Origin of the sequence: Rhodococcoides fascians A25f (assembly GCF_000760935.2) — a bacterium.
Lineage (GTDB): Bacteria > Actinomycetota > Actinomycetes > Mycobacteriales > Mycobacteriaceae > Rhodococcoides.
Map to the genome: position 1 here is coordinate 3672908 of NZ_CP049744.1, position 20708 is coordinate 3693615.

Annotated in this window: 21 protein-coding genes; 7 read left to right on the forward strand and 14 right to left on the reverse strand. The window is 63.8% G+C overall.

The genetic code is table 11. From position 1 onward, the window contains the following. The first annotated feature begins 15 nt into the window (after window positions 1-15). Together sdhA and BH93_RS17300 are read left to right on the forward strand one after the other, a co-directional pair. Window positions 16-1767 (forward strand): succinate dehydrogenase flavoprotein subunit, encoded by a 1752-nt coding sequence (gene sdhA, locus BH93_RS17295; RefSeq protein WP_032376833.1) that lies wholly within the window; start codon window positions 16-18, stop codon window positions 1765-1767. Window position 1768: 1 nt separating this feature from the next. Continuing rightward, complete coding sequence (locus tag BH93_RS17300) at window positions 1769-2548, forward strand: succinate dehydrogenase iron-sulfur subunit (protein ID WP_032376832.1); 780 nt, start codon at window positions 1769-1771, stop codon at window positions 2546-2548. A 65-nt stretch (window positions 2549-2613) separates the two neighbouring features. Here the strand turns inward: BH93_RS17300 and BH93_RS17305 are convergent, their stop codons facing one another. The 4 genes from BH93_RS17305 to BH93_RS17320 all read right to left on the reverse strand — a co-directional run bounded on the left by BH93_RS17305 (window position 2614) and on the right by BH93_RS17320 (window position 6793). Next, entirely contained in the window at window positions 2614-3819 is a 1206-nt protein-coding gene (locus tag BH93_RS17305; RefSeq protein WP_052065715.1) for an acyl-CoA dehydrogenase family protein, read from the reverse strand. A gap of 95 nt (window positions 3820-3914) precedes the next feature. Next, entirely contained in the window at window positions 3915-4697 is a 783-nt protein-coding gene (locus tag BH93_RS17310; protein WP_037176689.1) for an ATP-binding cassette domain-containing protein, read from the reverse strand. A gap of 3 nt (window positions 4698-4700) precedes the next feature. Continuing rightward, window positions 4701-5759 (reverse strand): ABC transporter permease, encoded by a 1059-nt coding sequence (locus tag BH93_RS17315; protein WP_032404730.1) that lies wholly within the window; start codon window positions 5757-5759, stop codon window positions 4701-4703. Window positions 5760-5788: 29 nt separating this feature from the next. Further along, window positions 5789-6793, reverse strand: a complete 1005-nt coding sequence (locus BH93_RS17320; RefSeq protein ID WP_037176687.1) for a substrate-binding domain-containing protein — start codon at window positions 6791-6793, stop codon at window positions 5789-5791. 215 nt (window positions 6794-7008) lie between these two features. Between BH93_RS17320 and BH93_RS17325 the strand changes: the two genes are divergently transcribed. Genes BH93_RS17325 through BH93_RS17335 form a run of 3 tightly spaced genes read left to right on the forward strand, consistent with a single transcriptional unit; the run spans window position 7009 to window position 9461 of the window. After that, a complete protein-coding gene (locus tag BH93_RS17325) occupies window positions 7009-7320 on the forward strand; it encodes a hypothetical protein (protein WP_052065713.1) in 312 nt (103 codons plus the stop codon). A gap of 24 nt (window positions 7321-7344) precedes the next feature. Then, window positions 7345-8814, forward strand: a complete 1470-nt coding sequence (locus tag BH93_RS17330; protein ID WP_080739218.1) for a sensor histidine kinase — start codon at window positions 7345-7347, stop codon at window positions 8812-8814. Beyond that, on the forward strand, window positions 8799-9461 hold the full coding sequence (locus tag BH93_RS17335) for a response regulator transcription factor (RefSeq protein WP_037176685.1): 663 nt from the start codon (window positions 8799-8801) through the stop codon (window positions 9459-9461). The genes BH93_RS17330 and BH93_RS17335 overlap by 16 nt, the downstream gene beginning before the upstream one ends. A 35-nt stretch (window positions 9462-9496) precedes the next feature. Here the strand turns inward: BH93_RS17335 and BH93_RS17340 are convergent, their stop codons facing one another. Further along, on the reverse strand, window positions 9497-9856 hold the full coding sequence (locus BH93_RS17340; RefSeq protein WP_037176683.1) for a hypothetical protein: 360 nt from the start codon (window positions 9854-9856) through the stop codon (window positions 9497-9499). Window positions 9857-10124: 268 nt separating this feature from the next. Between BH93_RS17340 and BH93_RS17345 the strand changes: the two genes are divergently transcribed. Continuing rightward, the gene (locus BH93_RS17345; RefSeq protein WP_277950831.1) at window positions 10125-11414 is read left to right on the forward strand and encodes a D-alanyl-D-alanine carboxypeptidase family protein; all 1290 of its coding nucleotides are present in this window, start codon (window positions 10125-10127) and stop codon (window positions 11412-11414) included. Between the two features lie 33 nt (window positions 11415-11447). On the opposite strand, the gene yhjD is transcribed toward BH93_RS17345, so the two are convergent. From yhjD to BH93_RS17390, 9 genes are all read right to left on the reverse strand, one after another. Then, window positions 11448-12467: an inner membrane protein YhjD gene (yhjD, locus tag BH93_RS17350; protein WP_037147980.1), complete on the reverse strand. Its 1020-nt coding sequence runs from the start codon at window positions 12465-12467 to the stop codon at window positions 11448-11450. An 84-nt stretch (window positions 12468-12551) separates the two neighbouring features. Next, a complete protein-coding gene (gene trpS / locus BH93_RS17355) occupies window positions 12552-13592 on the reverse strand; it encodes a tryptophan--tRNA ligase (RefSeq protein ID WP_037176679.1) in 1041 nt (346 codons plus the stop codon). 74 nt (window positions 13593-13666) lie between these two features. After that, on the reverse strand, window positions 13667-14473 hold the full coding sequence (locus BH93_RS17360) for an exodeoxyribonuclease III (RefSeq protein WP_080739255.1): 807 nt from the start codon (window positions 14471-14473) through the stop codon (window positions 13667-13669). Window positions 14474-14624: 151 nt separating this feature from the next. Next, window positions 14625-15527, reverse strand: coding sequence for a membrane protein insertase YidC (yidC, locus tag BH93_RS17365; protein ID WP_037176677.1), 903 nt, complete (start codon window positions 15525-15527; stop codon window positions 14625-14627). 64 nt (window positions 15528-15591) lie between these two features. Then, a complete protein-coding gene (locus BH93_RS17370) occupies window positions 15592-15936 on the reverse strand; it encodes a DUF6412 domain-containing protein (RefSeq protein WP_052065709.1) in 345 nt (114 codons plus the stop codon). A gap of 62 nt (window positions 15937-15998) precedes the next feature. Further along, window positions 15999-16283 carry a DUF6412 domain-containing protein gene (locus BH93_RS17375; protein WP_052065707.1) on the reverse strand — a complete coding sequence of 95 codons (285 nt, stop codon included), beginning with the start codon at window positions 16281-16283 and terminating at the stop codon, window positions 15999-16001. Window positions 16284-16322: 39 nt separating this feature from the next. Then, a complete protein-coding gene (locus BH93_RS17380) occupies window positions 16323-17753 on the reverse strand; it encodes a DUF4153 domain-containing protein (protein WP_052065704.1) in 1431 nt (476 codons plus the stop codon). 88 nt (window positions 17754-17841) lie between these two features. Further along, a complete protein-coding gene (locus BH93_RS17385) occupies window positions 17842-18813 on the reverse strand; it encodes a HAMP domain-containing sensor histidine kinase (protein WP_080739254.1) in 972 nt (323 codons plus the stop codon). After that, window positions 18813-19487 (reverse strand): response regulator transcription factor, encoded by a 675-nt coding sequence (locus BH93_RS17390; protein ID WP_032376819.1) that lies wholly within the window; start codon window positions 19485-19487, stop codon window positions 18813-18815. The genes BH93_RS17385 and BH93_RS17390 overlap by 1 nt, the downstream gene beginning before the upstream one ends. A 165-nt stretch (window positions 19488-19652) precedes the next feature. Between BH93_RS17390 and BH93_RS17395 the strand changes: the two genes are divergently transcribed. Beyond that, the gene (locus BH93_RS17395; RefSeq protein WP_080739217.1) at window positions 19653-20708 is read left to right on the forward strand and encodes an ABC transporter substrate-binding protein; all 1056 of its coding nucleotides are present in this window, start codon (window positions 19653-19655) and stop codon (window positions 20706-20708) included.

Below are 20708 nucleotides of genomic sequence, written 5' to 3' on the forward strand. Positions count from 1 at the left end.
GACACTGACGCTTACATGCAGGAACATCGTTACGACGTACTGATCGTCGGCGCAGGCGGTGCCGGTATGCGTGCTGCGATCGAAGCCGGACCCCGCGCTCGTACCGCCGTGCTGACCAAGCTCTACCCCACTCGTTCGCACACCGGTGCAGCCCAGGGCGGCATGTGCGCCGCTCTGGCGAACGTGGAGGAAGACAACTGGGAATGGCACACGTTCGACACCGTCAAGGGTGGCGACTACCTCGCCGACCAGGACGCCGTGGAGATCATGGCGAAGGAAGCGATCGACGCCGTTCTCGACCTCGAGAAGATGGGTCTTCCGTTCAACCGGACGCCCGAGGGCAAGATCGATCAGCGTCGCTTCGGCGGCCATACCCGCGACCACGGCAAGGCACCGGTTCGTCGTGCGTGCTACGCAGCCGACCGCACCGGCCACATGATTCTGCAGACCCTCTACCAGAACTGCGTCAAGCACGACGTCGAGTTCTACAACGAGTTCTATGCGCTGGATCTGTGCCTGACCGAAACCGACGACGGCCCCGTCGCAACCGGCATCATCGCCTACGAGCTCTCCACCGGTGAGCTGCACATCTTCCACGCGAAGTCGATCATCTTCGCCACGGGCGGTTCGGGCCGGATCTACAAGACCACGTCCAACGCCCACACCCTCACCGGTGACGGCATGAGTATCGTCTTCCGCAAGGGTCTTCCCTTGGAGGACATGGAGTTCCACCAGTTCCACCCGACAGGTCTCGCAGGCCTGGGCATCCTCATCTCCGAGGCAGTCCGAGGCGAGGGGGGCATCCTGCGCAACGAGTCGGGTGAGCGCTTCATGGAGCGCTACGCACCGACCATCAAGGACCTCGCGCCCCGCGACATCGTTGCTCGCTCGATGGTGCTCGAGGTACTCGAAGGACGCGGCGGTGGCCCCAACAAGGACTACGTCTACATCGACGTCACGCACATCCCCGAGGAAGTACTCGACGAGAAGCTCCCCGACATCATGGAGTTCTCGCGCACGTACCTCGGCGTCGACCCCGTCAAGGAGCCGGTGCCCGTTTACCCGACGTGCCACTACGTCATGGGTGGTATCCCCACCAAGATCCACGGTGAGGTTCTGCGCAACAACACCGACATCGTTCCCGGCCTGTACGCCGCCGGTGAATGCGCCTGCGTCTCCGTACACGGAGCCAACCGCCTCGGCACCAACTCGTTGCTCGACATCAACGTCTTCGGACGTCGTGCCGGCATCGCCGCGGCCGAGTATGCCAACTCGGTCGACTTCACCCCGCTCCCCGAGGAGCCGGCCAAGATGGTGCAGGACTGGCTCGAGCTGATCCTGTCGGACCACGGTCACGAGCGCGCAGCCGACATCCGTACCGAGATGCAGCAGTCCATGGACAACAACGCATCTGTGTTCCGCACCGAGGAGCGCTTGGAGACGGCACTCAAGGATGTCCGTGCCCTCAAGGAGCGGTACAACAAGATCACCGTCGAGGACAAGGGCAAGCGCTACAACAGCGACCTGCTCGAAGCCATCGAACTCGGCTTCCTGCTCGAGATGGCCGAGGTCACGGTCGTCGGAGCACTGAATCGCAAGGAATCGCGCGGCGGTCACGCCCGCGAGGACTACCCCGAGCGCAACGACGCCGAGTACATGAAGCACACCATGGCCTACAAAGAGGGCGAAGGTCTGCTCACCGAGATTCGCCTGGATTACAAGCCGGTAATCCAAACCCGCTACGAGCCGATGGAGCGGAAGTACTGATATGAGCGCACCTACCCTGGACAAGAAGTCCGAGTCCGATCTGCCACCCGTGCCCGAGGGCGCGGTGATGGTGAACCTCAAGATCGCGCGCTTCAACCCCGAGAGCGGTGAGGGCCAGCGTTGGGACACCTTCCAGGTGCCCACCCTGGAGACCGACCGTCTGCTCAACCTGTTGCTGTACGTCAAGGGCTACCTCGACGGCACACTGACGTTCCGTCGCTCGTGCGCACACGGTGTCTGCGGTAGCGACGCGATGCGTATCAACGGTGTCAACCGTCTCGCCTGCAAGGTGCTGATGCGCGACATGCTCCCCAAGGACTCGTCGAAGACGCTGAACATCACCATCGAGCCCATCAAGGGTCTGCCGGTGGAGAAGGACCTCATCGTCGACATGGAGCCCTTCTTCGACGCGTTCCGCGCCGTGAAGCCGTTCCTGATGACGACGGGTAACGAGCCGACTCGTGAGCGGATCCAGTCCGCCGCGGACCGCGCCCGGTTCGACGACACCACCAAGTGCATCCTGTGCGCGTGCTGCACCACCTCGTGCCCCGTGTTCTGGAGCGACGGCAGCTACTTCGGCCCCGCCGCGATCGTCAATGCACACCGGTTCATCTTCGACAGCCGTGACGAGGGTGCAACCGAACGTCTGGACATCCTCAACGACGTCGAGGGTGTATGGCGTTGCCGCACCACCTTCAACTGCACCGACGCATGCCCCCGCGGCATCCAGGTGACCAAGGCGATTCAGGAAGTCAAGCGCGCGTTGCTCTTCGCTCGCTAGCAAGCACATCGACCGACGGAAAGCGCCCCTTCGCACATGCGAAGGGGCGCTTTCCGTTTCCAGGGTCAGACGAACGCGCTGAAGCCCGTCACACCACGGCCGACGATCAGGTTGTTGATCTGCGCTGTGCCCTCGTACGAATACAGCGCCTCGGCGTCTGCGAAAAACCTGATGACGTCATGCTCGATCAGAATTCCGTTGCCGCCCATGATCTCTCGGGCCCAACTGACGACTTCGCGCAGCCGCGTCGTACAGAACGTCTTCGCGAGCGCTGCATGCTCGTCGTAGTGGACGCCGTTGTCCTGCAGCTGCGAAACACGAATCGCCATACCGAGCGAGGCGGTGATGTTGGCGGTCATCCGTGCGATGAGATCGGCGATCAGCTGGAACGAGGCGATCGGAGAACCGAACTGCTCGCGTTCACGCGCATACGCGACTGCTCGCTCGTACGCACCCATCATCACGCCCACCGCCTGGAACGCCACTCCCCCACGGGTCAAGCGGAGCACTTTGGCGGTATCGGCGAACGAGTTGGCGTCGGCGAGCTTGTTGGCGACCGGGACTCGGCAGTTCTCGAGGTGTACGTCCGCATTCTCCACCGCACGGAGCGAGTACTTGCCCTCGATCTTCTCGGCCCGGAACCCCTCGAATCCCTGCTCGACGACGAAGCCCTTGACCTCACCGTCGGCCTCGTCCTTGGCGAAGACGATGGTCAGATCGGCGAAGGTAGCGTTACCGATCCAGCGCTTGCTGCCGTTGAGGATCCAGTGATCGCCTTCGAGGCGGGCTGTCGTTTCCAGCCCGCCCGCGACGTCGGATCCGCCGTGCGGCTCGGACAGGCCGAAGGCACCGATGGTCTCCATCCGGCGCATGGCGGGCAACCACCGCGCGCGCTGCTCCTCGGAGCCGAGAATCGAGATACTGCTCATTGCCAGCGAACTGTGCACGCTGAACATCGTTCCCGTGGACGGATCGACCCGTGCGAACTCCATCTCCAGCCATCCCGTGAGCAGCTTGCGCGAGGCCTTTCGATCGTCGAACTCGTAACCGAGACCAGCGATCTCGAGCTCGGCGATCAGCGGCAACAGATGTACCGGCGAGCTCGCCTTCTCCCAGAATTCGTTCGCCCGCGGCGCGACCTCCTCCTGCAGGAACCGACGGGCGCGCAGTACCACCTCGATCTCGTTGTCGTCGAGCATCCCCTGATATCCGTAGAAATCGGATTCGAGAAAATCGGGCGACAGTGGTCCGAGGGGCTCGTGCTCACTCATGTTCGGCTCCTTCGTCTGGTGCCTCCGTCGGGCACCGCTACCGATCTTCTACCCGCCACGCCCGCTTCTCACTCATGCGAAGCAGCGGTCAGAGGTCAGCGGCGCAGTTCGTCGGTGAGGGTCGCCAGTTCGTCGCCGCCCGCCATTTCCGTGGTGAGGTCGTCGAGTGAGATGTCGTCGTAAGCACAGTCGAGCGTCTGGCGACCACGGTTGAGCAGAACGAAATGATTTCCGACCAGGTACGCGTGGTGTGGATTGTGGGTGATGAAGACTACGCCGAAGCCTTGCTCTCGGGCCGCAGAGACGTAACGCAGAACCATGCCCGACTGCTTGACGCCCAACGCGGCCGTCGGCTCGTCGAGGATGAGCACACGCGCACCGAAGAAGATGGCGCGGGCGATGGCCACGCACTGTCGCTGTCCACCGGAGAGGGAGCCGATCGGAGCATCGACGTCGGGCAGATCGATGCCGATCTTGCGAAGTTCTTCGATGGTCGTGGCGCGCATGGCATGGATGTCGAGTGATTTCAGGACCTTGCCACGACGCAACTCCTGACCGAGAAAGAAGTTGCGCCACACCGGCATCAGGGATACCACCGCGAGGTCCTGATAGACGGTGGCAATCCCCTTGTCCAGGGCGTCTTTCGGCGATCCGAAGGTCGCTGGTTCGCCGTCGACGAGCAACTGACCCTCGGACTGCTGATGTAGGCCGGCCATGATCTTGATCAAGGTGGACTTGCCTGCACCGTTGTCGCCCAGAACGCACGTGACCTCACCGGCACCGACACGCATATCGATTCCCTGCAGCGCAGTGACGTTGCCGTAACTCTTGCCCACGTTCCGAAGTTCGATGAGGGGCGTGTTCGCGGAGTAAGTCATCGATTACCTTTTCGCCGCGAAGTTGCGGAATGAGTTGTTGGCGATCACGGCGAACAGCAGCATCGCGCCGAGAAAGAACTTGAACCAGTCGGGGTTCCACCCGGCATAGACGATGCCCTGATTGGTCATGCCGAAGATGAATGCGCCGATGAATGCGCCGACGGCTGTTCCGTATCCGCCGGTGAGCAAGCACCCGCCGATGACTGCGGCGATGATGTAGAGAAACTCGTTGCCGACGCCCTGGCCGGACTGCACGGTGTCGAAGGCGAACAGCAGATGCATGCCGACGAACCAGGCGCAGAAGCCGACGAACATGAACAAGCCGATCTTGACCCTCGTGACCGGCACCCCGACGGCTCGCGCCGATTCCTGATTGCCGCCGACGGCGAAAATCCAGTTGCCGGTACGAGTTCTCATCAACACCCAGGTTGCTGCCAGCGTCAACACGATCCACCACACGACGGTGATTCGGATCGACACTCCGAATACCGAGAACGAAGACGAGAACACAGCTTTGGCCGAATCGAATCCCTCCATATCCGAGATCGACGGGGTGGCAACCTGACCGGTGACGAGTTTGGTGACGGCGAGATTGATGCCGGTGAGCATCAAGAACGACGCCAGCGTGATCAGGAACGACGGGATTTTGGTCCGCATCACCAGATAGCCGTTGAACACGCCGACCGACAGCGCCAAGAGCAGTGCCAACGCAGAGCCGGCCCACACGTTCAGATGCAGGTTGTAGGCCAACATCGACGCCATGATGGACGAAAAGGTCACTGCAACACCGGTGGAGAGGTCGAACTCGCCGCCGATCATCAACAACGACACCCCGATTGCCATGATGCCGATGGTCGAGGACGCATACAGCACGGTCGCGAGAGCCTCCGGCGATCGAAACGGTGGTGCCACGATGCAGAAGAAGACGAAGATGGCGACCGCGCCGAACAGGGCGCCGACCTCCGGACGGATCAGCAAGCGCTGCAACGGCTTTTGCTTCGTAACGCGCTCGTCCGTGATCACGGTGTGTTTCGACAGAGCCGGATCGGCCTGTGTGGGCATGATGTTCCTTCCGCGCCGAGGCGATGCACTCAGCGTGTGCCGTTACGGGCGTACTCGGCGACCGCGTCGATGTTGGTCGAATCGATGAACGCGGGTCCGGTCAGCACCGGGGTGCCGCCGCCGATCGTGTTGCCGTTGTTGAGGTAGAGCCACAGCGAGTCGATCGCCAAGTAGCCCTGCAGGTACGGCTGCTGATCGATCGCCCACGCCACATCGCCGGACTCGATCGCATCGACCAGTGCAGCATTGGTGTCGAAGGTGACGATCGTGGCGTCGCTTCCCGCATTGGTCTTGGACTGCACCGCAGTCAGAGCGATCGGAGCGGCGAGGGCGATGACGTGGTCGATCGTCGGATCCTGCTGCAGCTTGGCCGTGATGGTCGATTCCACGGACGGCATGTCCTTGCTGTTGACGTTGAGGATCTCGGTGGTGCCTCCGGTGAAGCCTTGCCTGACGCCTGCGCATCGCGCCTCGAGCGACACTGCACCCTGCTCCTGGATGATGCACAGTGTCTTGCGAGCACCGTCCGCGGTCAGGCGGGCGCCCGCAGCCTGGCCGGCGATGGTCTCGTCCTGGCCGAAGTACTGCTGGACTCCCATGTCCTTCCAGGAGTCGTAGCCGGAATTGAACGCGACCACGGGAATGCCCGCGGCAGTGGCTGTCTCGACTGCAGGGGCCATCGCGTCGGGCTTCGCCAGCGTGACCGCGATGCCGTCGACCTTGGAATCGATCGCACTCTGGACGAGGTTGGCCTGGTTGGGCGCTTCGGGATCTGCGGAGTAGCGCAGCTCGATGTTGTCCTTCGCTGCCGCGGCTTCGGCACCCTTGCGCACCAGATCCCAGAAGGTGTCGCCGGGAACCTCGTGCGTGATCATCGCTATCGTCGCCGCCGGTGTGTCGGCTACGCCCGCATTGTTTCCGTCGTCGGACGAGCGAGGAGCACCACCGGTGCTCGAACAGGCAGCGACAGTCAGTGCCGCGACCGCACAGACCGCGACGACCGCGATCTGCCCGCGCCTTTGCCGAAACCTCATTGCACTTCCCTTTCCAACAACCGGCTCTCGAACACCGACGAATCCGAGCCGCCGACCTGATCACTGTAAGAAACGATGGGTACTCGTCACGCATCTTCGACGATTATTCGTCAGGCAATACAACCGGTGTGCGCACCAGCGGACCTCGGACCACATGAGAGAACTCTCATCTCCGATTCACCTAGCCACAATCCGCCGTCGTCAGACTCGGTTGTGTGCGAACCATCATCGTCTCGGCCCTGGGACTGCTCACGCTCGCCGTTCTCGTCACGGCCTTGCTGACGACGCGATCCACGGGCGAGCAGACCCCGTTGCCCGCACCCATCGTCGCACCCGCCGCACCCGCGCAATCCGCCCCGGGTACCCCGCAACCCGTTACCCCTGCACCGGGGACGGGGAATCGCGCTCCCACCGCCGTGGTTCCGCTGCCGGTGGCACCGGACGGATTCGTGCCCCCGCCGCCACTGCCGCCCGCGGACTGGGACGATGACTTCGACGACGACTGGGATGACGATGACGACGACTGACCCCGCTGCGAGACCGACCACGTGATGCGGACCCGACTGCACGCACTGCGCCCGACGAGCGCCCGCAGCCGCATCTTCTCGTGGGTACTGCTGCTCGTGCTGGTGTCGCTGGCGGCCGTCACCGTCACCACCTGGCTGCTGATGATCCGCGCGACCGACAACCGCATGCGCGAATCGCTGCGCACCGAGATCGCCGAGTTCACCACCCTCACCGATGCGGGCGTCGATCCCGGAACCGGCGAACCGTTCGACGGCATCAACGACGTGCTCCGAGTGGTGATCACCTACAACCTCGCTCGCCCCAACGAGAAGTTCCTGGGGTACGTGGACGGACGATTCGCGGTACAGAGCAGGCAGCAGGCACCGGTACGACTGTCCGACGATGGCGGCTTCACCGCTGAGGTCGGCTCTGTCACCGCGCCGGTCGAAGGCTCTTATTCGAGCGCGGCAGGCGAAGTGCTGTACCTCGCTGTGCCGGTCTCGTTGGCGGGCGACCCGGTGCCGGGTGTGGTGGTTGCCGCCTACTTCGCCGATCAGGAACGTGCCTCGGCAGACGAGACCGCAACCTTGATGCTCGTCGTCGGCGGCGTCACCTCGGTTCTCGCGGCGATCGGCGCATGGTTCGTTGCGGGTCGCATCCTGTCCCCGATCAGACACATCACCGCCACCGCCAGAACGATCAACGAAACCGACCTGTCCGGTCGGATCACCGACGCGAGAACGACGGGTCGAGGCGACGACATCGGAGCCCTGGTCGACACACTGAACTCGATGCTCGACCGAATCGAGTCCGGCGCGGCGAGTCAACGCCGATTCCTCGACGACGCCGGCCACGAACTCCGCACTCCCATCACCATCGTCCGCGGTCATCTCGATGTGCTCGACCACGGCGACGCCGCCGATGTTCGCGACACCGTCGCGCTCGTCGACGACGAACTGGACCGGATGAACCGACTCGTCGCCGACCTGTTGCTACTCACCCGGGCCGACCAGACGAGCTTCGTCACGCCTGTGGTCACCGATGTCGATGCGCTCACTCGAAGCGTGTTCGACAAGGTGACCACTCTCGCCGACCGGGAATGGGTGCTGGAGGCGAGCGCAACCGTCCACGCTCCGCTCGACGCACAACGCCTGACTCAGGCTCTGCTGGCGTTGGCGGACAACGCAACTCACCACACGATGCCCGGCAGTCGCGTCGGCATCGGATCGCAACTGTCCGACGGTGACATCCGGTTCTGGGTCACCGACTCGGGCCAGGGGATCGAGCGCGACGAGCAGGAACGGATCTTCGAGCGCTTCGCCCGCGGTCGCAACGGAACCAGACGCACCGAGGGGGCCGGGCTCGGATTGTCCATCGTCACCGCAATTGCTCGAGCCCACCGCGGACGGGTGAGTGTCGGCAGCGCACCGGGCCACGGTGCCACGTTCACTATCACCATTCCATTGACCGATTCCGTTGCCCCGCAGAAGGACCGACCATGGCACGCATCCTGATCGCCGAAGACGAACCCCGCATCGCCTCGTTCGTTCACAAGGGGCTCAGAGCGAGTGGATTCAGCACGACGACGGTATCCGACGGCAGGTCCGCCTACGAACACGCCCGAAGCGGCGACTTCGATCTGGTGGTGCTCGACATCGGTCTGCCGATCATGGACGGCTTCGAGGTCCTGCACCGCCTCCGCGGAGAGCAGTGCGAGATACCGATCATCGTGTTGACTGCCCGCGACAGCGTTCAGGACGTGGTGTCCGGTCTCGAAACCGGTGCCGACGACTACATGGCCAAGCCGTTTCGCTTCGAGGAACTGCTCGCCCGTATCCGAGTTCGCTTGGGCACCAAACGAACCGTCGACACCACGCAGCTCACGGTCGCCGATCTCACCCTCGACCTGCGCACCCGGCGAGCTGTGGTGGGAGACCGAACCGTCGACCTGTCGGCCCGTGAGTTCGCCTTGGCCGAGACCTTCATGCGCCACCCCGGCCAGGTCCTTTCGCGAGAGCAACTCCTGTCGCAGGTGTGGGGCTACGACTTCGACCCGGGCTCCAATGTCGTCGACGTCTACGTCCGCTATCTTCGGGCGAAATTCGGTGCCGCACGAATCGAGACCGTCCGCGGAATGGGATACCGACTGTCCGAGACATGAGTGGCGTCGGCCGGTGCCGACGCCACTCCCGAGTCTCAGTCGTCGTTGTCGTCGTCCAGGTCGTCGTTGTGGTCGTCCCAGTCGTCACGGTCGTCCAGGTCGTCGTTCAGATCGTCCCATTCGTCACGGTCGTTGTGGTCGTCACGGTCATCGTTGCGGTCGTCCCAGTCATCGTCGAAGCGGTCGTCCGGGATCTGTGTGGGTGTCGGCTGCTGCGCTGGGGCCGCCGGCTGGACTGGAGCCGGATCGGCCACAGGCAGCCGCTGTTCCACCGAGATCGAGGACGGACGCTGCTGGGTGGGGTCGTCGTCGGCGATCGCGAGTGCGCCGACGCTTCCGAGGGTGAGTACAACGGCTGCTGCACCGACGAATACGAACTTTCCTGGCATTCTCATGGCTGCTCCTTGAATCCGAGTTCTGTAGGCCACCTTTTCGGTGATGACTCAACGATCGCTGTCGAACGTGAGAAGCGAAGGAGCACAACATGAGCGAGTTCTCATACTGGCGGCGGACGCCTACCCATCAGCGGGGCCGGCCGATTCAGCGATGGACAGTGGTGCAGAACCGCCACCGGACGCGCGAGAGCGCTTCGCCGGTGAGTCGCGGCGTCGACCGACTGCGGAACGCCTATGGTGATTCGCGATGAAAAGGATCAGAAGTTCTATGGCTGCGTCGGCGATGGTGTTCGCCCTCGTCGGTCTCGGAGCCGGCGCGACCTCGGCACAGCCTGCCGCCGAGCCGCCGGTTCCGACGACGACACCGCCGTTCACGACGCCGGACACAGACAGCTGCCCGTACGCCGCGTCACCTCCCCCGGCGATCGACCTGTCCGAGGTGCCGGCCCCTGGAAGTACTGCACCGCAACCACTTCCGATCCCAGCCGACGCGGTCGGCGGCGATCGCCTCGCCGAGTGCGGAGTGGTATTGCCGGACGGTGCTCCCCCACTACCGGCGGATATCTCCGCGACCGGGTTCGTGGTGGCGGACATGGACTCGGGGGCGGTTCTCGCGGCCAAAGATCCACACGGACGGTACCGACCGGCCAGCACGATCAAGACCCTGCTGGCCCTCGTCGCACTGGACGAGCTGAATCCGAGCACACAGATCACCGCAACCGCCGAGGATGCCGAAGCCGAGGGCAGTGCCGTCGGCATCGGAAAGAACGGCGTCTACACCAATCTGCAATTGATGCAGGGGTTGGTGATGGCATCGGGAAACGATGCGGCGCACGCGTTGTCGACTCAACTCGGCGGGGACGCCGCCACTGTGGACAAGATGAATGCCAAGGCGGCAGAGCTGGGCGCACTCGACACGCGCACGGCCACGCCGTCGGGTCTCGACGGGCCCGGGATGGCGAGTTCCGCCTACGATCTCGCTCTTATCTTCCGCGAGGCCATGCGCAATCCGACGTTCGCGCAACTGATTTCGACGGAGACCGTGCAGTTTCCGGGCTACCCGAAAGATCCTGCGATCCCGGAGGATCAGGACAGACCCGGTTTCGCACTCTCCAACGACAACCAGCTGCTCTACAACTACGAGGGTGCCCTCGGAGGAAAAACCGGATACACCGACGACGCCCGGCAGACGTTCGTCGCCGGGGCCGAACGCAATGGCCGACGCCTCGTGGTGACGATCATGAAGGGCGATGTGCTGCCGATACGTCCGTGGGAGCAGGCGGCGCGGCTGCTGGACTACGGGTTCGCCATGGATCCGAACGACACCGTCGGTGATCTCGTCGAACCGCAGTCGACATCGGCGGTGACGAGTACACGAGCGAGCGGGGCCACGCCGACTCTCGCCCAGCCACCCGCGACTGCATCGGGGTCGGGCTCCCGCCAGTCCGAGATGCAGGCCCAGGGCGACACCGTTGTCCGTATCTCGATCGGAGTCATCGGTGCGATCGTGGTGATCGGCTTGCTGTGGGGCGCGCGCAGACTTTCCCGCAACCGCTGATCAGGCCTTCGGTCGTCCGCCGTCGCGAGGCATTCAGCGGCGCCGGTTACGCAGTCCCGCGACTCCGACCGCGGCGAGTACACCCGCACCCACCAGCGCCAACCCGCCTGTCACACCGGGACCTTCACTGACCTCGACCCTGGTGTTGATCACCGCCGGTTCCGGTGCCGGAACGTGGGCTTCGGCGAGGCTTTCGCGAGTCGTGGCAGCGAACGACGTGGAGAACAGCACCAGCCGTGAAGTCGTGAACACGAACACCAACAGACCGATGATAGGTCCGAAGACGACGCCCGCAGGACCGCTGGTCACCGACGCCAGATAGAGGGCACCGAGCTGCTTGAAGATCTCGAACCCGATTGCGGCCAGCAAAGCACCTTTGGCCGCGCTGCGCCACGACACCGGTTCACGCGGCAGGCGCGAGATCACCCAAGTGAACAGGGCCCAGGTGCCCGCCAGCGCGAGGAGCACCGAGAATATGCGCAGTGCAATTCCCACTCCCGGTACCGAGTCGAGATTCGCCCATTCGAGGATGCTGCGCATGACGCCGCCGCCGGCCAGAGCCGAGAGGGCGAGCGAAAGAACCAGTGCGGTCCCGAGCCCCAGCAACGCAGCGAAGTCCTTGGCCTTGGTCGCCAGAAAGCCACCCTGCTCGTGCTGGCTCTCCCACATGGCGGTCAGCGCTTCACGAAGGTTGGCGATCCACCCGAGACCGGCGTACAAGGCACCGAGCAGACCGATGATGCCGACACTCGTGCGCGATTCGATGGCCGTCTCGATCAGAGAACTGATCGTTTCGCCGAAGCTCCCCGGCACGTTCTCCGCGATCTGCGACTGGATCTCGGCAAGCCACTCGGGCTGGTTCACGAGCACGAAGCCTGCGACCGCAAACGCGACCATCAGCAGCGGAAACAACGCCAGCACACTGAAATACGTCATACCGGCCGCGTAGTAGTCACCCTTCTGACCTTGATAACGCTGCGCCGCAACGACGGTGTGATCGAGCCAGGGCCACCGGGCGCGCCGGTCGTCGAGCATGGCCTTGAAATCGGGCATCGCGCTCACCTTCTCGCTGTCGTCGGCCGCTGTCGGATGGTGTTGCCGCATCGCTGCGCAACGAAACCCGGTGTGTCGTAAATGCTATGCGCCGGGAGGCAGGAAACCCACCCGGTCGTACACCTGAGCGAGCGTTCGACTCGCCACTTCTCTGGCTCGATCCGCCCCAGCCGCGAGGATGCGATCGAGTTCGGCGACGTCGGCCATGAACCCGTCCATCCGCTCACGCAACGGAACGACGAACTCGGTCAGTACCTCGGCGGTATCGGACTTGAGGTCTCCGTATCCCTTGCCCGCGTATCCGGCCACGAGATCCTCGATGCTCGTACCCGAGAGAGCAGACTGGATGACCAGCAGATTACTGACCCCGGCTTTGTTCTCCGTATCGAACACGATGTCGCGTTCGTTGTCCGTCACCGCCGAGCGAATCTTCTTCGCAGACACCTTCGGATCGTCGAGGATGTTGACGATGCCCGCCGGATTCGACGAGGACTTGCTCATCTTCGCGGTGGGATCCTGCAGGTCGAATATCTTCGCGGTGCCCTTGATGATGTGTGCGTCGGGAACGACGAATGTCTTCTTGAACCTCGTGTTGAAGCGCTGCGCCAGATCACGAGTCAACTCGAGATGTTGACGCTGATCCTCGCCTACCGGAACCAGATTCGGACGGTAGAGCAGGATGTCGGCGGCTTGCAGAATCGGGTAGGTGAACAGTCCGACGCTGGTGTGATCGCGACCCTGCTTGGCAGACTTGTCCTTGAACTGCGTCATCCGCGCTGCTTCACCGAACCCGGTGATGCAATTGAGGACCCACGCCAACTGCGCGTGCTCGGGCACCTGACTCTGTACGAACAGCGTCGACTTCTCCGGATCGATGCCCACCGCGAGCAACTGCGCCGCAGCCACTCTGGTGCGACGACGCAACTCCTTGGGATCCTGCGGAACAGTGATGGCATGCAGATCCGGGATGAAGTAGAACGCATCGAACTCGTCCTGCAACTCCACCCAGTTCCGCACCGCACCCAGGTAATTGCCGAGATGGAACGAATCGGCCGTCGGTTGGATGCCGGAGAGCACCCGCCGACGCGGACCCTGCGGAGTGTCGATGGAGTCGGGAGAAGACATGGTGCAATCTTTTCACGAACCCATCGACACCTGGCTCTTGCCTAGCCAACACGGGTCACTCCGCAGGCTCCGCTCTAGCGGTAGCGCACTGTCACCGGTGCGTGATCCGACCATCGCTGGTCGTAGGCCACGGCGCGCTCGGTGATCGCTTCCTTGGCGCGCTCGGCCAGATCACTCGTGGCCAATTGGTAGTCGATGCGCCAACCGGCGTCGTTGTCGAACGCCTTCCCGCGATACGACCACCAGCTGTACGGACCCTCGACCTCTGGGTGCAACGCCCGAACGACATCGGTCCACGGCGCCTTCTCGGCGAGCAACCGCGACACCCACTCACGTTCCTCCGGCAAGAACCCCGAGTTCTTGCGGTTCGTCTTCCACGCCTTCAAGTCGGCCTCGGTATGGGCGATGTTCCAGTCGCCGCACACCACCACGTCCCGGTCGGCGGTCTTCGCTGCCTTGGCCGACTTGCTCAGGTACTTCGCGAACGCGGTCATGAAGCGTTCCTTCTCGTCCTGGCGGTCGGTACCCACCTCGCCCGACGGCAGGTACAGGCTCGCCACGGTGACATCTCCGAAATCGCCTTCGATGTAACGACCGACGTCGGCGAACTCGGCAGCGCCGATTCCGGTGCGAATCGCGTCGGGCGCTGCCTTGGACAGCAACGCCACGCCGTTGCGTCCCTTCGCCGACGGCTCGGCCGACGCAAGGTGCCACCCCGCATCGAGAGCCGAAGCCAGCGCCTTGGTCAGTTCCCCGTCGTTGGCCCGGGTCTCCTGCAGGCAGATGACGTCGGCATCGGTGGCCTCCAGCCACGGCAGCATGCCCTTGCGAACAGCAGCGCGTATTCCGTTGACGTTGACTGTGGAAATTGTGATCGGCACGCCGACGACGGTAGCGGAGACCACCGACAGACTGCAGGTCGCCTTCTGTCGGCGGCACTGGCCCGTTACCGCCGCCTGGGCTTGGCCCCGGGCTTCGGAGCGGTGACCACCGACAGACTGCAGGTCGCCTTCTGTCGGCGGCACTGGCCCGTTACCGCCGCCTGGGCTTGGCCCCGGGCTTCGGAGCGGTGACCACCGATGTCACCTCCCGCACTACCACCGGCTCACGGTCGATCCGCCGGTAGACGATGTGCTGTTGGGCATACGTCCAGATGTTGTTGCTGACCCAGTACAGCAGCACCGCGACCGGCAACACCGGGCCGCCGACGAGTACTCCCGCCGGGAACACCCAGAGCGTGAGCTTGTTCATGATCGCCGTCTGCGGATTGGCAGCTGCCGCTGCATCCTGATGGGCGATCGATGCCCGGGAGTTCAGATGGGTGGCAACCGCGGCGACGATCATCAACGGGACCGCAACGAACGCGATGCTCCATATCGACGGCACTCCCCCGAACGGACCGAACGCTTCGAGCACTTCCCGAGAGCTGTTGATGGCAGCAGAGATCGGCGCACCGAAGAGCCGTGCGTCGAGAAAGGACTGCACATCGGCGGCACTGAAGACGTAGTTCGCAGTGTTCGCATTCTCCTGCGCCGTCATACCGAGGTGCCCGAATCCCGTACCGGTTCGGTTGAACGAGCGCAGCACGTGGAGCAGACCGATGAAGACCGGGCCCTGTGCAAGCAGTGGCAGACATCCCATCAAGGGATTGAATCCGTGTTCTTGCTGCAGCTTCCGCGTTTCGGTGGCCAGGCGAGCCCGGTCCCCCGAGTGCTTCTTCCGGACGGCCTCGAGCTGGGGCTTCAGCTGCTTCATCAGGAGCTGAGAACGAATTTGGCTGACGAACGGCTTGATCAACACCGCTCGCAGAGTGAAGACGAGAAAGATCACCGCCAATGCCCAGGCGAAGCCGTTGTCGGGTCCGAGCACGAAGCCGAAGACTCGGTGCCAGAACCAGAGGACTGCGGAGACGGGATAGTAGACGAAATCGAGCATGGTGGAGCACCTCACTGTGAGAGAAAGTCGGTCGGAAGGCGTCTCGACCGGATCTCGCAGTGACTCAGCAGAATACGAGCCACCGATCCGGTCGAAAGACCGAACCGGGCGCTCTCGGCATGGGGCGGCCGGGAGTGTCGGGGTGCTCCTGCCTACGGAAGGATCCTCGAAGACGTCGGCCGTCCGCAGCTCCGGCGGACGTCGACTGTGGTGCGACCGCCCCAATATCGACCGGCGCGCCGAAGGTCAGCAGTGATGCGGCCACCAACGCACCGAACATCGCGATCTGGGCGGCGGGTTGCGCATCGACAACGGTGAAGACGACGAGCAGGACGGCAATGATGCCGACGAGTGTGATTGCGTGGCGTCGAACAGCCAGGCGACATGCGTGTGATCGAAATACGAGCATCTTCGGTTCCTTGCGACAGCCTCGCGGACAACGGATTGCGAAGGCGTGGGGGAACTTTCGAGCTACAGTGCCCCCACCAGGGCACCGGGTGCTCGTGGCTGCGGACGGCCCGGGGCATCCGGGCGGTGTTGACGTCGGAACGCACCTCGTAGATGACGATCCTCGGCAGTCGGTCCGACGTTCGTCAGCCGGCGTAGGAGCGTCAGTACATCGACACGGTGCGCGAGCACCATCAGGACCGCCAGTGCGGCAACGAGAACGAGTGCAACGTCCGCTGTTCCGGCCGGCGTCGTCAGCAGCAGCGACAGAAGAAGCAGCGAGGTGACGACGAAGTTCTGGTATCCCATCCCCCACCTCCTTGGTGTGCCGCTGATCCGAGTCGTTGCTCAGGGTACAGATACCGACGGGTCTGTGCACTGTTGCCATGCGTTGCCCACTCGCGCCAGGCCGCGGCCGTGCACACACGCTCGTGTGAAATCGGGCAATCGATCGAGCTCCGCGTCGGCGTCGGACGACAACCCACTCAGGTAGCGGACATCGATACGCCCGGTCTGCTCGAATCGCTCCACGTTGTGACGCGCGATGTACGCATCGGGATTCAGGGCCGCCAATGCGAGCACGGTGAGTACGGCCCCTACGCCCACTGCTCGTGGAATCCAGCGACCCGACATCCGCACACCAGCGGCGAGCAGGAGCACGAACACCGATCCCAGCCACCACTCGACGGCCGTGACGAACAACCTCAGAGTGGTGTACCCGTACTGCTCCTCGTACAACGACATTCGATGCAGCGCCGACGCCACGATCACCATCGACAAGACACACAGCACGCCCAACAGGGCACGCAACGCAATCCGGTCGCGCCGGGCGATGCGCTCGGCCTTGGTCACGGTGACTGCGATGACGAGCAAAGTCAGCACCGTCACCGCGAGCAACTGCCAGAAGCCCTGCCGCGCGTACTCGGCGTTGGTCAGACCCTCGGTGGTCAGAACGTGCCCCTGGCCGCCGAACAGCGTCGGCACCTGGAAACCGACGAAGACGACGAACAGCGCCACCACCGCCCCCAGGGGAACCATCCACTCCCACAACTGCAGTGTTCGACGCGGCGACGGTGCGAGGCGATCGAACCGAGGCGGATGCAGGGCAACGTACGCCACGGCCAGCGCACCTGCTGCGGTGAGCACGAAGACGAGGGTGCGTCCGACGATCGATGCGGCGTCGAACTCGGGCGTCACCGCGCCCAGTGCATCCGCGAACCGCTTGTCGGCCGCACCGAACAACGCCGCGAACACGACGCAGAGCGCAACGGTCACGACGGCCACCATGCCGATCCGCACCGGCCGCGGCCCCTCCAGATCGATCGAACCGGCTCCGCGTCGGGTCCACCGAGCCACGCGCACCGGCAGAAACAACGGCAAGAGAGCGCCGAGTGCGATTCCCGTCCACGTCCAGGCACGGGAGAGCGCCACCACCGCGACCACGATGGCAAGCGTCGTCGACATCGTCACGATCCACTCGGCCGCTCGCAGTGCAGACACACTCGCCAGTGCCAGCACTCCTGCCACGCCGGCCCATTCCCACCGCGATAGCCTGCCGCTGCGTGCTGCAAGCACAACGACCACGAAGGTCACGGCAGTGATCAGCACACCGAACGTGTTGTCCACCAACGTCACGGCACCGATCAGTCCAGCAAGAGCCGACCCCATGAGCGCCGCACGAGGGGGCTGCGAATACCGCAGCACCGGCCAGGTGCGCGGCCCCCAGGGAAAGCGCCCGTGCTTCGTTCTCGGATGAATCGGAATGTCGATCGTGCTCATGGCTCGTCCCTTTTCTGTGTTTCGGGCATGGAAGGTCGGCGGCTGCAGTCCGGAGACGAGCAGTCGCGGTTCGGATGGATCGAGAAAGTCAATGCTCGGGGATGGCCACTCTGATGTGGCAGCCGAACTCGCTGTCGAGAACTTCGATGGTTCCACCGTGCAGTTCGGTGGCCCAGCGGGCGATGCCGAGGCCGAGACCTGTTCCGCCGTCGGTGGATCCGCCGCGAGTGAACCGATCGAACACCGCATGGCGATCGGCGAGCGCAATACCGGGGCCCTGGTCGACGACGTCGAATGCATACGCTCCGACGATTCGATGGGCCCGCAGTGTCACGGTGCTCGAAGATGGGGAATGCCGCACGGCGTTGTCGACGAGGTTGGTGATCACCTGGGTCATGCGAGATCGGTCGGCCACGACGGTCGAATCGGCGGGCGAGACGACGATCGACACTCGTTCACGGTGAACGGAGGTCGCATCCTCGAGGAATTGCCGCACCGCGAACTCCTCCGGGGCAATGGTGAGAACACCGCCCTCCACCCGCGACAGGTCGAGCAGTTCGCTGACCAGATCACCGAGTCTCTCGGTCTGACTCAGCGCCACCGACAGCGTTGTGGGATTCGCGTCGGTCACCCCGTCGACCATGTTCTCGAGCACGGCCTGCAGGGCAGCGATGGGCGTCTTCAACTCGTGCGAGACGTTGCCGATCAGTTCACGGCGATACTTTTCTGCGGCTTCCAGATCGTCTGCCATGGTGTTGAATGCGGTGGCGAGCTCTCCCACCTCGTCCCGCGAGGTGGCCCGCACGCGTTTCGAGTAGTCGCCACGCGCCATCGCCTTGGCCGCCGAGGTCATCTCGCGCAGCGGCGACGTCATTCCGTGCGCGACGAATTGTGTTGCGGCCAAGGAGACCACGAGCGCCGCGAGCAGTGTGTAGCGAAATTGCCAACCCGCCCCGATCCAGAAGACGACACTGGCCAACACCAACACAGTGCCCACGACGAACGACACCTTGAGCTTGAACGAGCGCAAGGGATCCAGCGGGCGCGGCAGCACGCGCATCATCGCGGCGACTCCACGGCATACCCGACACCGTGCACCGTACGAATGAGATCGCCACCGAGTTTGCGGCGCAATGCTTTCACGTGAGAGTCGACGGTTCGACTGCTCGCGGAATCGTCCCAGCCCCACAATTGCGACAGCAGGGTCTCGCGAGAGACCGCGGTACGAGGACGAGCAGCGAGATAAGCTAGGATGTCGAATTCCGTTCTGGTCAAATGGATGTCGCCGGATTCGTTGGACACGCGTCGTTCACGGTGATCGATCTGCAGGTCGCCGATACGGACGGAGTGGGTCTCGGCGGTCGCCGATCGCTCGGCGCGGCGAATCAGCGCGTGCACGCGAGCGACCAACTCTCGCATGCTGAACGGCTTGCCCAGATAGTCGTCCGCGCCGACGCCCAGGCCGACGAGCATGTCGGTCTCGTCGGACTTGGCCGTCAGCATCAACACCGGCACCGGCCGTGACGCTTGAATGCGGCGGCACACCTCGAGCCCGTCGAAACCGGGCAGCATCAGGTCCAGAACCACGAGGTCGGGATCGAATCGCGCACAGGCCTCGACGGCGGCGGGCCCGTCGGCTGCGGTGACGACCTGGTACCCCTCGCCGCGGAGTCGCGCCGCTACGGCCTCGGAGATCGTGGGCTCGTCGTCCACGACGAGAACTGTGCGGCTCATGAGAACTGACCCTAGAGGGCGCAGATGGAGGAGTCCGTCGGGAAATGTGGAGGTTCGGTGAAGGTTCGAGCCGGACCGTCGGGTCGATCCCGAACTCGGCCGCACGTCCAATTTAGGGTCGGCTATCCTTCCGTTTGTTAGCCAACCCTCCCGAAAGGCGTCTCGATGCACTTCCGACCACTACGTACGACTCTTGCGGTGTGCGCGATAGCGCTGACCACCGCAGGACTGCTCAGTGCTTGCTCGAACTCGAGTGACGAGGCGTCGCCTGCCGGAGGGGCGAACACGGGCTCCTCGTCCGACTCGTCCGCATTTCCGGTCACGATCGAGCACGCGTTCGGTGAGACCGTCGTTCCCGAGGAACCCACTCGCATCGTCGTGGCGGGGTACACCGAGCAGGACACCGTGCTGGCGCTCGGCGTCATACCCGTCGGCGTCACGGAGTGGTACGGCGAACAGCCGTACGCAACCTGGCCCTGGGCTCAGGCAGCGCTGGGCGACGCGCAGCCAGAAGTGCTCTCGAACGACGATGGATTCGAGACGGAGAAGATTGCCGCACTCGAGCCCGATCTGATCATCGCCACCAATGCCGGCCTGACGGCGGACACGTACAACACGCTCAGCGACATCGCACCGACGCTCGCGCAGTCCGACGCGTCGACCGCCTACTTCGAGCCATGGGACGTCCAGGCCGAGAAGATCGGACGCGCACTGGGCCAGAAGACCGAGGTCGATGCGTTGATCGACGGAGTGAACCAGAAGTTCGCGGACGCCGCTGCCGCACACCCCGAGTTTGCCGGCAAGAAGGCGATCTTCTTGCAGAACGCGTTCTACGAGGGCAAGGCGATTGCGTACCAGGACGGACTGAGCACAGACTTTCTCACCAAGCTCGGATTCGCGATCCCCGACGACATCGACGCGTACGTTCCGGCCGACGGTAGCGCTCAGGCCAGTATTCCGCTGGAGAACCTGTCTGTACTGAACGTCGCCGACGTGTTGATCTGGGGAACCGAAGGGCCCGGCGACCGCGCCCAGTTGGAGAAAGAAGCGGTGTACAACGCACTGAAGCCGGTGCAGGACGGCAACCTGGTCTTCACCGACGGGGTGACGGCCGGTGCGATCTACTTCACCAGCGTGCTGAGCCTGCCGTACGTCATCGACAAGCTGACCCCAGCGCTGACCGAAGCACTCGGCGGAACGGCAGCGACGATCACCAGCTGA